This is a genomic window from Nocardia halotolerans, from assembly GCF_042650145.1.
In the GTDB taxonomy this organism is placed as follows: Bacteria; Actinomycetota; Actinomycetes; order Mycobacteriales; family Mycobacteriaceae; genus Nocardia; species Nocardia halotolerans.
In genome coordinates, this window is the sequence record NZ_JBHSDL010000006.1 from 135,784 (window position 1) to 149,948 (window position 14,165).

Annotated in this window: 12 protein-coding genes; 2 read left to right on the forward strand and 10 right to left on the reverse strand. The window is 69.3% G+C overall.

Annotation, left to right across the window (positions count from 1 at the left end; genetic code table 11):
• Positions 1 to 72: 72 nt before the first annotated feature.
• From pgl to tkt, 5 genes are read right to left on the reverse strand one after another with little or no spacing between them, the layout of a single operon-like run.
• Positions 73 to 864 carry a 6-phosphogluconolactonase gene (gene pgl, locus ACFO5K_RS06150; RefSeq protein ID WP_378557058.1) on the reverse strand — a complete coding sequence of 264 codons (792 nt, stop codon included), beginning with the start codon at positions 862 to 864 and terminating at the stop codon, positions 73 to 75.
• Positions 857 to 1,765 carry a glucose-6-phosphate dehydrogenase assembly protein OpcA gene (gene opcA, locus ACFO5K_RS06155; protein WP_378557693.1) on the reverse strand — a complete coding sequence of 303 codons (909 nt, stop codon included), beginning with the start codon at positions 1,763 to 1,765 and terminating at the stop codon, positions 857 to 859. Before opcA ends, pgl begins: the two co-directional genes overlap by 8 nt.
• Complete coding sequence (zwf, locus tag ACFO5K_RS06160) at positions 1,762 to 3,330, reverse strand: glucose-6-phosphate dehydrogenase (RefSeq protein WP_378557061.1); 1,569 nt, start codon at positions 3,328 to 3,330, stop codon at positions 1,762 to 1,764. Before zwf ends, opcA begins: the two co-directional genes overlap by 4 nt.
• A gap of 4 nt (positions 3,331 to 3,334) precedes the next feature.
• Entirely contained in the window at positions 3,335 to 4,471 is a 1,137-nt protein-coding gene (gene tal / locus ACFO5K_RS06165) for a transaldolase (protein ID WP_378557064.1), read from the reverse strand.
• 5 nt (positions 4,472 to 4,476) lie between these two features.
• Entirely contained in the window at positions 4,477 to 6,618 is a 2,142-nt protein-coding gene (tkt, locus tag ACFO5K_RS06170) for a transketolase (RefSeq protein ID WP_378557067.1), read from the reverse strand.
• 546 nt (positions 6,619 to 7,164) lie between these two features.
• Between tkt and ACFO5K_RS06175 the strand changes: the two genes are divergently transcribed.
• Positions 7,165 to 8,064, forward strand: coding sequence for a heme o synthase (locus ACFO5K_RS06175; protein WP_378557696.1), 900 nt, complete (start codon positions 7,165 to 7,167; stop codon positions 8,062 to 8,064).
• A 57-nt stretch (positions 8,065 to 8,121) separates the two neighbouring features.
• On the opposite strand, the gene ACFO5K_RS06180 is transcribed toward ACFO5K_RS06175, so the two are convergent.
• Positions 8,122 to 9,087: a quinone oxidoreductase family protein gene (locus ACFO5K_RS06180; protein WP_378557070.1), complete on the reverse strand. Its 966-nt coding sequence runs from the start codon at positions 9,085 to 9,087 to the stop codon at positions 8,122 to 8,124.
• A gap of 76 nt (positions 9,088 to 9,163) precedes the next feature.
• On the opposite strand from ACFO5K_RS06180, the gene ACFO5K_RS06185 reads away from it, so the two are divergent.
• Complete coding sequence (locus tag ACFO5K_RS06185; protein WP_378557073.1) at positions 9,164 to 9,529, forward strand: hypothetical protein; 366 nt, start codon at positions 9,164 to 9,166, stop codon at positions 9,527 to 9,529.
• Positions 9,530 to 9,599: 70 nt separating this feature from the next.
• Here ACFO5K_RS06185 and ACFO5K_RS06190 read toward each other — a convergent pair whose 3' ends face one another.
• The 4 genes from ACFO5K_RS06190 to mptB form a co-directional block, all read right to left on the reverse strand.
• Positions 9,600 to 10,574: a COX15/CtaA family protein gene (locus ACFO5K_RS06190; protein WP_378557076.1), complete on the reverse strand. Its 975-nt coding sequence runs from the start codon at positions 10,572 to 10,574 to the stop codon at positions 9,600 to 9,602.
• A gap of 70 nt (positions 10,575 to 10,644) precedes the next feature.
• Positions 10,645 to 11,427, reverse strand: a complete 783-nt coding sequence (locus tag ACFO5K_RS06195; RefSeq protein ID WP_378557079.1) for an ABC transporter permease — start codon at positions 11,425 to 11,427, stop codon at positions 10,645 to 10,647.
• Positions 11,424 to 12,356 (reverse strand): ABC transporter ATP-binding protein, encoded by a 933-nt coding sequence (locus ACFO5K_RS06200; RefSeq protein ID WP_378557082.1) that lies wholly within the window; start codon positions 12,354 to 12,356, stop codon positions 11,424 to 11,426. The genes ACFO5K_RS06195 and ACFO5K_RS06200 overlap by 4 nt, the downstream gene beginning before the upstream one ends.
• Before the next feature lie 73 nt (positions 12,357 to 12,429).
• Entirely contained in the window at positions 12,430 to 14,148 is a 1,719-nt protein-coding gene (gene mptB / locus ACFO5K_RS06205) for a polyprenol phosphomannose-dependent alpha 1,6 mannosyltransferase MptB (protein WP_378557085.1), read from the reverse strand.
• Positions 14,149 to 14,165: the final 17 nt, after the last annotated feature.

Genomic DNA, 14,165 nt, shown 5'->3' on the forward strand with positions numbered 1-14,165 from the left:
GCCTGGCGAGCCGTTCCCGACGAGTGAGCCGGGCCGCGATTCGGACCCAGCCCACTCGAGTACGAGTGGCGTTCAGTCGGTTCCGTCGTCGAGCAGCAGGTCGGCGGCGGCCGCCTCGTCGATCACCCAGGTGGTCGAGTCGATGCCGACCGCACCGGCCGACGGGACATCGTCGGGCGAGGCGCCGCTGACGGCGGCGGCGACCGCGGCCGCTTTACCCTCGCCGCTGACCACCAGCATCACGTGGCGCGACCGGTGCACCGCGGGCAGGGTCAGGGTGACCCGGGTGGGCGGCGGCTTCGGGCAATCGTGCACGGCCACGACATAATCGGTCTGCTCCCGGACGGCGGGGGAGTGCGGGAACAGCGAATCGATGTGGCCTTCGGGTCCCATACCGAGCACCGTCAGATCGAATTCGCCGCGCTCGTCGAGTTCGGTGTGGATCGCCTGGGCGTAGGCGGCGGCCGCTTCCTCCGGGGAACCGTACGGGCCGTCGGAGGCGGCGATGGGGAACACGTGAGCCGGGTCGAGCGGGACGAAGTCCAGCAGCGCCTGCCTGGCCTGCAGTTCGTTGCGTTCCGCGTCACCCGCCGGGACGAAACGTTCGTCGCCCCAGTACACGTAGAGCTGGGACCAGTCGATGTCGCCCGGCGCCTGACGAACCTTCTCGAGCAGGCGGATGCCGTCGCTGCCGCCGGTGAGCGACACCGAGGCGGTGCCACGTTCGGCCTGCGCGGCCGCGAGCACCGCCACGAAACGTTCGGCGGCGGCGTCGGCGAGCAGCTCTTTGTCGTCGTGGATCTCGATCGTGTCGGCCGGGAACTCTTCGCCGAGGTCGTCGTGCACGTCGATGTGGTCACTCATAGGTCACCTTCTCGATTCCGGCGAGCGCCTCGGCGTAGATCTCGTCGGCATCGAGCCGGCGCAGTTCTTCGGCGAGACAGTCGCGAGTTTCCCGGCGCGCCAGCGCGATCCGCTGGTCGGGTTCGCCGGTCCGGGTCAGCGTTGCCGTCCTTCCCAATTGAGGTCGTGAGATCGCGATCGAATCGGCCCCCCGGTGGATCTCCACCCGCAGCTCACCCGACTTGCGGATCACCGGGCAGTGCAACCGTGAAGCCAGCCAGCCGGCCAAGGTGTCCAACGCGGGCTCGCTGGACAGGCCCGACACGGTGACCGAGGTGATCGGCTCGAACGGTGGTTCGTCGAGCGCGGCGGCCAGCAGCGCGCGCCAGTAGGTGATGCGGCTCCACGCCAGATCGGTGTCGCCGTCGGCGTAGGAGAATCGGCGTTGCTTGATCGCGGCCTGTGGATCGGCGGCGAAGGTGGCGTCGGTGATGCGGCGCTTGGCCAGCCTGCCCACCGAGTCCTGCGAGGGGAACTCCGGTGCGCCCCGCGGCCACCACGCCACCACCGGGGTGTCGGGCAGCAGGAACGGGGTGACGACACTGCTCTCGTGGTTCACCAGCGGGCCTTGCAACCGCAACACGATCACCTCGGCGGCTCCGGCGTCACCACCGACCCGGATCTGGGCGTCGAGGCGGGCCTCGGCATCGCGGTCACCGCGGGCCAGCACGATCACCCGGCAGGGATGTTCACGGCTGGCGTCGTTGGCGGCGTCGATCGCGTCCTCGGCCTCGGAGGAATCCAGCGTGCACACCACCAGGGTGAGCACCCGGCCCTGGGTGATCACACCGTTGGTCTCGCGCAACTGCACCATCCGCTTGCCGACCTCGACGGTGTCGGTGTCGGGCATGTCGACGATCACGGGCGCCGCCATTCGCGCCCGCTGCGCGCGAGCATCTCATCGGCCGAGGTGGGACCCCAGGTACCGGCCTCGTAGGGTTCGGGTTTGCCCTCCGCCGCCCAGTGCGCGAGCACGGGATCGAGGATGCGCCAGGACAATTCGACCTCCGCGTTGACCGGGAACAGGGACGGGACACCGAGCAGCACGTCGAGGATCAAGCGTTCGTAGGCCTCCGGGGAGGACTCGGTGAACGCTTCGCCGTAGCTGAAGTCCATGTTCACATCGCGCACCTCCATCCCCGAACCCGGCACCTTGGAACCGAAGCGCAAGGTGATGCCCTCGTCCGGCTGCACCCGGATGACGAGCGCGTTCTGGCCCAGTTCCTCGGTCATCGTCTGGTCGAAGGGCAGGTGCGGCGCGCGTTTGAACACCACCGCGATCTCGGTCACCCGCCGTCCCAGCCGTTTTCCGGTGCGCAGGTAGAACGGCACACCGGCCCAGCGGCGGTTCTCCACGTGCAGGGTGATCGCGGCGTAGGTCTCGGTGCGCGACTGCGGATCGAAACCTTCCTCCTGATGCAGGCCGACCACATGTTCGCTGCCCTGCCAGCCCTCGGTGTACTGGCCGCGCGCGGTCGTCTCGTCCAGTGGCGCGACGAGTTTGGTGGCCGAGAGCGCCTTGATCTTCTCGGTGGTGAGCTGCATCGGCTCGAAGGAGGTGGGTTCCTCCATCGCGGTCAGCGCGAGCAGTTGCAGCAGGTGGTTCTGGATCACGTCCCGCGCGGCGCCGATACCGTCGTAATAGCCCGCGCGCCCGCCCAGTCCGATGTCCTCGGCCATGGTGATCTGCACGCTGTCGACGTAGTTGGCGTTCCAGATCGGCTCGAACAGCTCGTTGGCGAAGCGCAACGCCAGGATGTTCTGCACCGTCTCCTTGCCGAGATAGTGGTCGATGCGGAACACCTGCTCCTCCGGGAAGACCCGGTTCACCAGGGCATTGAGCTCCTTGGCGCTGGCCAGGTCGTGCCCGAAGGGCTTCTCGATCACCACTCGCCGCCACGGGGTGTAGCCGTCGGGGTCCGGGGCGGCCTGGGCCAGCCCGTGCTCGGAGAGCTGATCGAGCACCACCGGGAACATGTTCGGTGGGATCGACAGGTAGAAGGCGTAATTGCCGCGGGTGCCGCGGGTTTCGTCGAGATGACGCAGGGTCTGCGCGAGCGAGGCGAAGGCCGCGTCGTCGTCGAAACTGCCCTGGGTGAAGCGCAGCCCCTCGGCCAGATGGTCCCAGACCTCCTGGCGGAAGGGGGTACGCGCGTGCTGTTTCACCGCCTCGAGCACGACCGACGCGAAATCCTCGTCGGCGTAGTTGCGCCGGGCGAAGCCGACCAGGGCGAAACCAGGGGGCAACAGCCCCTGGTTCGCCAGGTCGTAGATGGCCGGCATCAGCTTCTTACGGGACAGATCTCCGGTCACCCCGAAGATCACCATGCAGCACGGGCCCGCGATGAAGGGCACCCGCTTGTCGCGTTCGTCGCGCAGCGGGTTGTGCCACAGCCCCGCCTGATCCGTCGATGCTGTGCCGACCATCGATTCAGTTGTCCTCTGCCGCCGCCGTGCGCAATTCCGCGGTGGTCGCCTCGATCAGCTCACCCCACGAAGCCTCGAACTTGTCGACGCCTTCGCGCTCGAGCTGGACGAACACCTCGTCCAGGTCGACACCGGCCGCCTCGAGGTCGGCGAAGACCTGCGCGGCCTCCACCGCCCGCCCGCTGAGGGTGTCACCGCGCACCTCACCGTGATCGGCGAAGGCCTCGAGCGTCTTCTCCGGCAGGGTGTTGACCGTGTTCGGGCCCACCAGCTCGGTGACGTAGAGGGTGTCGGAGTAATCCGGGTTCTTCACCCCGGTCGAGGCCCACAGCGGCCGCTGCCGGTTGGCACCCTGGGAGGCCAGGTGGTTGTAGGTGGAGGTGTGCGCCCCACCGTCGAACACGTCCTGGTACTCGGCGTAGGCCAGCCGGGCGTTGGCCACGCCCGCCTTGCCGCGCAGCGCGAGCGCCTCGGGGGTGCCGATCTTGTCCAGGCGCTTGTCGATCTCGGTGTCCACGCGGGAAACGAAGAACGAGGCGACCGAATGGATCTTGGCCAGGTCGTGGCCGCCGATCTTGGCGTTGCGCAGGCCGTCGAGATAGGCGCCCATCACCGCGCGGTAACGCGGCACCGAGAAGATCAGCGTCACGTTCACACTGATGCCCTCGCCGATCACCGACGTGATCGCGGGCAGACCCGCCTCGGTGGCCGGGATCTTGATGAACAGGTTCTTGCGGTCGACGATCTTCCACAGCTCGATCGCCTGGGCGACGGTCTTGTCGGCGTCGAAGGCGAACCGCGGATCGACCTCGATCGACACCCGGCCGTCGGTACCGCCGGTCGACTCGAACACCGGGGCGAGCACGTCGCAGGCGGCGCGCACGTCGTCGGTGGTGATGGTGCGGATCGCGGCGTCGGCGTCGGCACCCTCGGCGGCGAGCGCTTTCACCTGCGCGTCGTAGGCGTGGCCCACGCTCAGCGCGGCCTGGAAGATCGACGGGTTCGTGGTGACCCCGACGACGCCCCGGGTCGCCACCAGATCGGCCAGATTGCCGGACTGGATGCGGTCCCGCGACAGATCGTCGAGCCACACCGAGACCCCGGCGGCCGAGAGCGCGGCGAGATTCTCGTTCTGTGCCATGGTCTTTACCCCTTAGCCTTGTCGGTCGAACGCAGCGCGGCGCGCACGACGGCATCGGCGGTGATGCCGAATTCGCGGTACAGCGTCTTGAAGTCGGCCGACGCGCCGAAGTGATCGATGGACACGATCTCGCCCGCGTCACCGACGAATCGGTGCCACGGCATCGCGATACCGGCCTCCACCGCCACCCGGGCGCGCACCGACGGCGGCAGCACCTCGTCGCGGTAGCCCTGGTCCTGCGCGTCGAACCACTCCACACACGGCATCGAGACCACGCGGGTCGCGATGCCCTGCTCTTCCAGCGTAGTGCGCGCGGCCACCGCGAGCTGGACCTCGGAACCGGTGCCGATCAGGATCACCTGCGGGGTGCCGGTGGACGCCTCGGCCAGCACGTAGCCGCCCTTGCGCACGCCCTCGTAGCTGGTGCCATCGAGCGTCGGCACGTTCTGGCGGGTCAGCGCCAGCGCCGACGGGCCATCCTGCTTGGGCTCCTCGTGCACCGGGAAGTGCGAGCTGTGCTCGTCGGAATCGCGCTCGAGGATGGTGCGCCAGGCGTGCACGGTCTCGTTGGCGTCGGCGGGGCGCACGACATTGAGGCCGGGGATCGCGCGCAGCGCGGCCAGGTGCTCGATCGGCTGATGGGTGGGGCCGTCCTCGCCCAGGCCGATGGAGTCGTGGGTCCACACGTAGATGGCGGGCACGCGCATCAGCGCGGCCAGGCGCACCGGCGGGCGCATGTAGTCGGAGAACACCAGGAAGGTGCCGCCGTAGGGGCGGGTCGGGCCGTGCAGCGCGATGCCGTTGAGGATCGCGCCCATGGCGGCCTCGCGGATACCGAAGTGCAGGGTGCGACCGTACGGGTCGGCCTTCCACGTGCCGGTGGAGATCGACTCGGGGCCGAAGCTCGGCTGACCGGGCATGGTGGTGTTGTTCGACTCGGCCAGGTCGGCCGAACCGCCCCACAGTTCGGGCAGTTCGTCGGCGACGGCGGCGAGGAACTTGCCCGACGCCTTGCGGGTGGCCAGGCCCTGCGGGTCGGTCTCGAAGCTCGGCAGCGCCTCCACCCAGCCCTTGGGCAGCGAACGGGTCTGCAGGCGATCGAAGAGCGCCTTGTTCTCCGGGTTCGCCTCGGCCCACTTGTCGAAGTCCTGCTGCCAGCGCGCCTTGGCCTCGCTGCCACGGCCCAGCGCCTTGCGGGTGTGCTCGATGACGGCGGGGTCGACCTCGAAGGACTTGTCCGGATCGAAGCCCAGCGCCTTCTTCACCTCGGCGACCTCGTCGGGGCCCAGTGCCGCGCCGTGCGCGCCACCGGTGTTCATCTTGGTGGGCGCCGGGAAGCCGATGATGGTGCGCAGGATGATGATCGAGGGCTTGTCGATCTCGGTCCTGGCCGCGGACAGCGCATTCTCGATCGCCACCACGTCTTCGCCGCCCTCGACGATCTGCACGTGCCAGCCGTAGGCCTCGTAGCGCTTGGCGACGTCCTCGGTGAAGGCGATGTCGGTGTCGTCCTCGATGGAGATCTCGTTGTCGTCGTAGATGACGACGAGATTGCCCAGCTGCTGGGTGCCCGCGATCGAGGAGGCCTCGGCGGTGACACCTTCCTGCAGGTCACCGTCGGAGGCGATGGTGTAGATGAAGTGGTCGAACGGGCTGGTGCCGGCCGGGGCGGCGGGGTCGAACAGGCCGCGCTCACGACGAGCGGCCATCGCCATGCCGACCGCGGAGGCCAGGCCCTGACCCAGCGGGCCGGTGGTGATCTCGACACCGTCGGTGTGGCGGAACTCGGGGTGGCCCGGGGTCAGCGACCCCCACTGGCGCAGCTGCTCGAGGTCGGTGAGTTCCAGGCCGTAACCGGCCAGGTACAGCTGGATGTAGAGGGTGAGGCTGGAATGCCCGCACGAGAGCACGAAGCGGTCGCGCCCGGCCCAGCTGGGATCGGCGGGCGCGGAGCGCATGACGCGCTGGAACAGGGAGTAGGCGACGGGAGCGAGGCTCATCGCGGTGCCCGGGTGACCGTTGCCCGCCTTCTGCACCGCGTCGGCGGCGAGAACACGGACGGTATCGACGGCCTTGGTGTCCAGGTCCGTCCAGTCGCTGGGATAGTTCCGCTGAGTGAGGGCGCGAATGTCGTCTGTGACTGACACGACCGTGGTTCTCCTGACCTAGGTTTCGTCGACGGCGATAACTGGCAGCGGCGATCGTGTCGTACGGGATCGCACGCGGCCGGGGTGCGTACCGATGTACAGGAATACCCTAAAGGTGCCGCTGCACCGGATCAGCGCGAACCCTGGTAGTGAGTGTAGTTGGCGGCACAGCGATCCGGTGGGGCGTCGTGGATGCTCGTCGGCGCGCCGCGCGCCGGAGCCCGCGCGACGGCGTTCACCTGCGCGTCGGCGGCAGTTCATCGCCGCGTCGGTGCGCTGGGAGCCCGGTCGGGGCACAGTGACCGCGCCCACGGTGGCAGGGCCCTGGCGCGGAGCGGTACCCCTGTGGGTCTACCATCGTCTGTAGTAGTGGCCGCGCCGCAGCCGCGCGCTGCTCGTTCCATTACCGGAATGCGAAGTGTAGCGAAGCACAGCGTGCGAGGAGATACAGTGCGGATCGGTCACGAGCCGGGTAGTAGCGGTGCGCACGGATCATCGTCGACGGCACTCGCCGATCGACTCGACGGCGACGGACTCGCCGCGCGGATCGTGCGCAAGCCCCTGGCCTACATCGCGCTCACCAAGCCGCGCGTCATCGAGTTGTTGCTCGTCGCCACCATCCCCACGATGTTGCTGGCCGACCGCGGCAACGTCGACATCCGGCTGATCCTGGTCACCCTGTTCGGTGGCTGGATGGGCGCGGCCAGCGCCAACACCCTCAACTGTGTGGCCGATGCCGACATCGACAAGGTGATGAAGCGGACCGCGCGCCGCCCGCTGGCGCGCGAGGCGGTACCCACCTCGCACGCGTTCGTCTTCGGCGTGGTGCTCGGCGCCGCGTCCTTCGCCTGGCTCTGGTGGCAGGCCAACCTGCTCAGCGGCCTGCTGGTCGTGGCCACGATCCTGTTCTACGTCTTCGTCTACACCAAGGGCCTCAAGCGCCGGACCTCGCAGAACGTGGTGTGGGGTGGCGCGGCCGGGTGCATGCCCGCCCTGGTCGGCTGGTCGGCGGTCACCGGCGACATCGGCTGGCCCGCGATCGTGTTGTTCGCGGTGATCTTCTTCTGGACACCGCCGCACACCTGGGCGCTGGCCATGCGCTACAAGGAGGACTACCGCGCGGCCGGCGTGCCGATGCTGCCGGTGGTGGCCACCGAACAGGTGGTGACCAAGCAGATCGTCATCTACACCTGGCTCACCGTGCTCGCCACCTTGGCGCTGGTGCCCGCGACCGGTGTCATCTACGCCGCCGTGGCCCTGGTGGCCGGTGCCTGGTTCCTGCTGATGGCCCACCAGCTCTACGCCGGTGTGCGCCGCGGGGAATCGGTGAAGCCGCTGCGGTTGTTCCTGCAGTCCAACAACTACCTGGCCGTGGTGTTCTGCGGGCTGGCAGTGGACTCGGTGCTCGGCTGGGACACCATCGGCAGTCTCGTGGGGCTCGGCTAGCGATACTTCGCGAACCGGCGGTCGGGCAGTGGATGCCCGGCCGCCGGTTTTTCGTCGCTAGGGCAGCAGCACGATCGAGCCGGTGGTCTGACGGGCGGCCAGGTCGCGGTGGGCCCGGTCGGCTTCGGCGAGCGGATAGGTGGCGCCGATGCGCAGGTCGAGGGTGCCCGCGGCGATCCCGTCGAAGACATCGGTTGCCCGCCACAGGAACTCCGTGCGGTCGCGGGTGTAGGCACCCAGCGACGGGCGGGTCAGCCACAGCGATCCGGCCGGATTGAGCCGCTGCGGATCGAAGGGCGGTACCGCGCCGCTTGCCGCGCCGAACAGGGCCAGGGTGCCGCGCACCCGCAGCGAGGCCAGGCTCGCTTCGAAGGTGCTCGCACCGACACCGTCGTACACCGCGGCCACCCCGAGGCCGTCGGTGCACTCGCGGACCCGTTCGGCCAGGTCGTCGCCGTAACGCAGGACTTCGGTGGCGCCCGCCGCGCGGGAGAGTTCGGCCTTGGCGTCGGTGGACACCGTGGTGAGCACCCGCGCACCCTTGGCGACGGCCATCTGGGTGAGCAGCAGGCCCACCCCGCCCGCGCCCGCGTGGATGAGCACCGGATCGCCCGGTTCGGGAGTGAACACCGATTCGCACAGGTAGTGCGCGGTCATGCCCTGCAACAAGGCGGCGGCCGCGACGGTCGGTTCGACGCCGTCGGGCACCTTCACGGCCACCGCCTCGTCCACGGCGACCTTGTCGGCGTAACTGCCCGGTGCCGCCGCCCAGGCCACCCGGTCGCCGACAGCGAATTCGGTGACACCGGACCCGACAGCTGCCACCACACCGGTGCCCTCGGACCCCGGCACATAGGGCGTGGCCTGCGGGTAGAGGCCCGTGCGGAAGTAGATGTCGATGTAGTTGACGCCCACGCCCTGGGTGTCGACCAGTAGCTGACCCGGCCCGGCCGACGGGTCGGGCACCTCCTCATACCGCAGAACCTCGGGGCCACCGTGCTCGGAAACTCGAATCGCGCGCATGAGTTCCTTTTGTACACCCCGTGTTCGGTGTCACTCGGGGGTGGACGGAAATCTACCGGCCGGTAAACTCTCGCTCATGAGTACAACCGCCGCCCCCGAGGCCGTGAAGGTGCCGGCCGAGGTCGAGAAGTCCATCGTGAAGTTCGTCGCCGAGCACGGTGGGTCGGGGACGGCCGTGCTGCAGTATCTCGGCGAGCAGGGCGTGCGGATCACCCTCGTCGGCGCCGACGGCATCCTCGGCGACCGGGTGGTGACCGATATGGCGACCGCGAAGGCTGTCGTCGAACGCGTCGCTGGGCTCGAGGAGACCGACGAGTGGAACCGTGAGCTGGTCTCGGTGGTGACACCTACCGCCAAGCACTGGAAGAAGATGGCCGGCTGGGTCGCCCATCAGACCCGGTTCCCGAAGGCACGCAACTGGAAGTTGTTCGCGGGAGCCTGATCCCGGTCACGACGCACAGCCCGCGATCAATATTGATCGCGGGCTGTGCTGTCGGCGGGGGTGTCGCGGTTCAGCGCGTGGCGGGCTGGGCCACCACGGCAGGGACCGCGACCGTTTCCCTGGTGCGCAGCGAGGCCCACAGCGCGGCGGTCGCCGCGGTGCAGGCCGCGGCCCCGCCCACATGGATGGCGACCAGCGCGGCGGGCACATCGGTGAAGTACTGGACCACGCCCACCAGCGACTGCGCCAGCACCAACCCGAGCAGCACGAACAATCGCTTGCGGATCGCCGCCGACATCCCGACCGCGAACAGGCCGAACGCCAGGCCGATCAGCAGCGCCAGATAGCCGATGAGCAACTGCGAGTGCAGGTGCACCAGCGTGACGATCTCCACCTGCAACCGCTCGACCGGCCGTTCGATGCTCTTGTCCCCGGCGTGCGGCCCCGCGGCGGTGACCAGCGTGCCCGCGATCAGCACGCCCGCGAGCGCGACCCCGCTCAGGGCGGTGAGCCAACGTAGCGGAGCGGGTACCTGCACGGTGTCGATACCGTCGTCGGGTTCGCCGATCTTCGCGTACAGCACCACCGCCAGCCACACCATCGCCATCGAGGCCAGCAGGTGGATCGCCACGGTCCACCACAGCAGACCCGTGCGCACGGTGATGCCGCCGATGATCGCCTGCACCACGGTGCCACCGGGCATCAGCCACGCGTACACCAGAACTTCCCGGCGACGCCGGGCCCGGACCACGGCCAGCACGATCAGGGCGGCGCACAGCGTCACCACGAAGGTGAGCAGCCGGTTGCCGAACTCCACGGTCTGGTGCAGCACCGGCACTTCCGAGACGCCCACCGGGGTGAAGCTGCCGGGGAAGCACTGCGGCCAGGTGGGGCAGCCCAGGCCGGAGGCGGTGACGCGCACGATGGCGCCGGTCACCGAGATCCCGGCCTGGCTCAGGATCACCGCGACGGCGATGAGCCGCTGAGTCCGCAGCGAGGGGAGCGGCAGCCGGTCGACGAGTCCCAAGAAGGCGCGATACAGCACGTCACGATGGTACTGGGCGCGAAACAGCGCTCGATACCCGGGCTACTACAGTGCGTCGTTTGTCACTCGATCAGTGGAACCGGAACAGCCGCGTCGCGAGCCACCCGCACACCGCGCCCCACACCGCGAGCACCGCCACGCCGAACCAGTCGACCGAGCCCGCCAGCGCCAGTTCCAGCGCATGCGCCAACGCTCCCGACGGTATGAGCCGCGCCGGCACCGACAGCGCGGCGGGCAACGAATCACCGACGAGCACCAGGCTCGCCACACCCAACATGACGAACCACAGGATATTGGCCAGCGCCAACACGGCCTCGGCCTTGAGCGTGCCACCCAGCAGCAGGCCCATCGCGGCGAAGGTGGCCGTACCCAGCGCGATCACCAGCGCGCCCAGCGCCAGCCCGCCGAGCCCCGGCCGCCAGCCCAGCGCCAGCCCGATCACCCCGAGCAGCACCGCCTGCAGGACGACCACGATCAGCACCGCCGCGCACTTGCCGGCGATCACCCCCCAGCGGGGCAGTGCGGTGGCGCCGAGGCGCTTGAGCGCCCCGTACCGGCGATCGAAGCCGACCGCGATGGCCTGGCCGGTGAACGCGGTCGACATCACCGCCGTCATCATCACCATCGGCACGATCTTGTCCACCCGGTGCTCGCCCAGCTCGCCGAAGGGCAGCAGACTGAGCCCGATCAGCAGGGTGATCGGGATGAACATGGTGAGCAGCAGCTGTTCGCCGTTGCGCAGCAACAGCTTCAGCTCCAGCCCGGTCTGCGCGGTGAGCATCGCCGCACGCGAGGCGGGACGTGGATCGGGGGCGAAGGTCCCGGGCCGGAAACGCCGTTCGGTCTCGGTCATCCGCGCAGGTCCCGTCCGGTCAGTTCGAGGAAGACGTCCTCGAGGCGGCGCTGATCGATGCGGATGTCGGTGGCGAGCACGTCCATCCGGGCGCACCAGGCGGTGAGCGTGGCCAGCACCTGCGGGGTGATCTCACCCTCGAGCAAGTAGGTGCCCGGCGCGGTCTCCTGCGGCGCGAAGCCTTCCGGCAGCGCCGCGGTGAGCAGCGCCATGTCGAGTTCGGGTGGGGCACAGAACCGGAGCTGGCCCGCCGCACCGTGCGCGGTGACCTCGGCCGGGGTGCCCTGCGCCACGATCCGGCCGTGGTCGATGATCACCAGCTGGTCGGCGAGCTGTTCGGCCTCGTCCATCATGTGCGTGGTGAGCACCACGCTCACCCCGTCGCGGCGCAGGGCGTCGATGAGCTCCCACACGATCAGCCGGGCATGGGCGTCCAGGCCCGCGGTCGGTTCGTCGAGGAACACGATCTCGGGTCGGCCGACCAGGGCGCAGGCCAGCGCCAGGCGCTGCTGCTGGCCGCCGGAGAGCCGACGATAGGGCGTGCGGCGGTTGTCCTGGAGTCCCAGGGTGGCCAGCAGCCAGTCGGGGTCGATCGGGTCGGCGGCGTAGGCGGCGACCAGGTCGAGCATTTCCCCGGCGCGCGCACCCGGGTAGGCGCCGCCGCCCTGCAACATCACGCCGATGCGCGGGCGCAACTGCTCGGAGTCGGCGATCGGATCCAGGCCGAGCACCCGCACCGTGCCCGCGTCGGGGCGTACGAAGCCCTCGCACATCTCCACGGTGGTGGTCTTGCCCGCGCCGTTGGGGCCGAGCAGCGCGAAAACCTGAGCACGCTCGACATCGAAGCGCAGGCCGTCGACCGCGGTGATCTCGCCGAAGCGTTTCACGACACCCTCGATACGGACGGCGGGTCCCGAGTGCGCGGTCACCACAGCGCCCCGCCGGCACTCGGCTCCGTCGCGCCGAAGGGTGCTGTGCCCATGGTTCGCTCGCTTCGCTCCCTCACGACGTCACACGGTAAGCCGTGGCCTCCTGTGACGGAGCCGACACCCCCGCCTGTGCCCGCCAGGGCAGGGTGTGCCGGGTGAGGGCGAAGAACAGGGCGAAGCAGACCGCGGCGGCCAGGGCGGCCCCGATGATCTGGAAGACCTGGAACTCCGCGCCGCGCGGCATCACCAGCATCGAGACGACCGCCGAGAAGGCCACGGCGGGTACGCGGAACACCGGTTGGGTGGCCCAGGCGGCCAGCGGCACGATCGCCCACAGCAGGTACCAGGGCTGGACCACCGGGAACAGCAGCACGATCGCACCGAGCGAGACACCGAGCGCGCCGACCGGATGCAGGCGGCCGGTGCCGGCTGCGACGAGCATCCGGATCGTCACCCAGGCCGCCACCAACGCGGCGATCGGCCGGGTGATCGACAGCAGCGCCGTGGTGTGGTCGCCCAGGCCGAGCAGCACGCCACCGAAGCCGGTGATGATGCCGGTGACGGTGGGTAGCGACATCCAGCTGCGCACCGCGCTCGCGGTGTTGAGGGTGAAGATCCAGCCGAAGCCCAGCCCGCTGGCCCAGCTCACGAACAGTGTTGTGGCCCCAGCGATCAGACCCAGTAGAACGGCGGCTTTGACGATGGCTGTGAAACTGCCGCCCCAGCGTCTGGCCAGGGCCATACCGACGAAACCGAGCGCGATGATGGAGGTGAACTTCACCGACGACGACAGGGTGATCACCACCGCGCCGCCGACTAACAGGCCGTAACCCCGCGCATCCAGTGGCGGCAGGTTCTTCGCGGTCAACTGGTCGCGTGTGCCGCCGTCGCCGTAGATCGCGCGCAGCATGAGTTCCACCCCGGCCAGCATCAGCCCGAGCATCAGCGCGTCGTTGTGCACGCCACCGACCAGGTGGAACAGCACCAGCGGGTTGGCCGCGCCGAGCCACAGCGCGCTCACCGGCGCCACCCCGCAGCGCACCGACAGCCGCGGCAGCGCCCACACGATCAGCGCGACACCGGCGAGGGCGAGCAATCGGTGCACCCACACCCCGGCGATGATGTTGTCCCCGGTCAGTTCGGCGATGCCGCGCCCGATCCACAGGAACAGCGGGCCGTAGGGCGCCGGGGTGTCCCGCCAGATCGTGGGCACATTGTTGGTGAGCACATTGTCGATGCCGAGCCCGGCGACCGGCCCCTCCGCATAGGGGTCGATGCCGCGCGCGGCGATCTCGCTCTGAGCCAGGTAGGAGTAGACGTCGTTGCTGAACATCGGTGGTGCCACCGACAGCGGGATGATCCACAGCAGCAGGGTGCGGTCCAGTTGCGAGCGGCTCAGCCGGTGCAGCGGCGAACCGGCCAGTCCGCCGATCGCGAATCGGCCCAGCAGCAACCACGCGCCGATCACCAGCACGGTGCCGAACATGCACATCGCCAGCGACCCGGTGTGTGCGCGCGCGAAGATGCCGAGCACCCGCACTCCCGACACCGGGTTCTGGTGCACCGGTTGCGCGCCGATGCCCAGTGCGGCGATCGCCATCAGCACGGCGCCGGTCGCGCCCATCAGGCGGATCCGGTCCAGTTGCGCGCGTTCGCGCTTGTCGAGTCCGGGCACCTCGGTCTCGTCGCGGTGCAGGACCGCGACGGTGTGATCGGGCGTCGTCACGTCGAGCCCGAGAGCCCGTCGCCCGAACGCCGATATCTTGCGCGCCGCGCCCTCCAGTACCGCCACGAACGCAGAGCCTAGTT

Excerpts from the sequence above, each read along its gene's own strand:
- ACFO5K_RS06195 (WP_378557079.1), bottom strand. The coding sequence starts at position 11,427 with ATGACCGAGACCGAACGGCGTTTCCGGCCCGGGACCTTCGCCCCCGAT.
- ACFO5K_RS06180 (WP_378557070.1), bottom strand. The coding sequence starts at position 9,087 with ATGCGCGCGATTCGAGTTTCCGAGCACGGTGGCCCCGAGGTTCTGCGG.
- ACFO5K_RS06185 (WP_378557073.1), top strand. The coding sequence starts at position 9,164 with ATGAGTACAACCGCCGCCCCCGAGGCCGTGAAGGTGCCGGCCGAGGTC.
- zwf (WP_378557061.1), bottom strand. The coding sequence starts at position 3,330 with ATGGTCGGCACAGCATCGACGGATCAGGCGGGGCTGTGGCACAACCCG.
- pgl (WP_378557058.1), bottom strand. The coding sequence starts at position 864 with ATGAGTGACCACATCGACGTGCACGACGACCTCGGCGAAGAGTTCCCG.
- tal (WP_378557064.1), bottom strand. The coding sequence starts at position 4,471 with ATGGCACAGAACGAGAATCTCGCCGCGCTCTCGGCCGCCGGGGTCTCG.